This window comes from Geobacillus sp. DSP4a (genome assembly GCF_013096875.1).
In the GTDB taxonomy this organism is placed as follows: Bacteria; Bacillota; Bacilli; order Bacillales; family Anoxybacillaceae; genus Geobacillus; species Geobacillus thermophilus.
The window spans coordinates 1-654 of the sequence record NZ_SDLD01000171.1; the positions used below are offsets into that span (position 1 = coordinate 1).

Below are 654 nucleotides of genomic sequence, written 5' to 3' on the forward strand. Positions count from 1 at the left end.
AAAACTAACGAAAACTATAAGCTGTTAAACAGCAACATGGCACAGCAAATTTTAAAAAAGGTCAATGAAGCCTTTACATCTTTCTTTGGTTTGATCAGTCTTGCCAAACAAGGAAAATATGACCACAAGTCTATCAGTATTCCAAAATATCTTAAAAAAGATGGCTTTCATTCACTGATCATTGGCCAGATTCGTATAGACGGCAACAAATTTACGATACCGTATTCTCGCCTATTTAAAAAGACTCACCTTTGTCAATATTCCTCTCGGTAACATAAAAGAAAAACTAGAATATCTTTGTGAATTTTACGGCATTGAATTCTTGAAACAGGAAGAATCATATACGTCTCAAGCCAGCTTTTTTGACGGCGATGAGATTCCTGAATATAATGCCGACAATCCAAAAGAATATAAGTTCAGCGGCAAACGTATTAAGTGCGGCTTGTATCGAACAAAGTCTGGCAAACTAATTAATGCTGATGTCAATGGCGCATTAAACATCTTAAAGAAAAGTAAAGCTGTAGACCTGAGTGTCTTATGCTCTAGCGGCGAAGTGGACACGCCTCAAAGAATAAGGATTGCTTGAAGCAGTCAAACTTCTTTGGAAGCCCCCACTTCAAATTTTCGCTAGAAAATTAAGTGGGGGTAGTTCAC

Annotated in this window: 1 pseudogene; it reads left to right on the top strand. The window is 37.3% G+C overall.

Annotated features, from left to right (window positions below):
• Positions 1–586 (top strand): annotated as a pseudogene (locus ETC02_RS16855) (zinc ribbon domain-containing protein); the annotation flags it as partial.
• Positions 587–654: the final 68 nt, after the last annotated feature.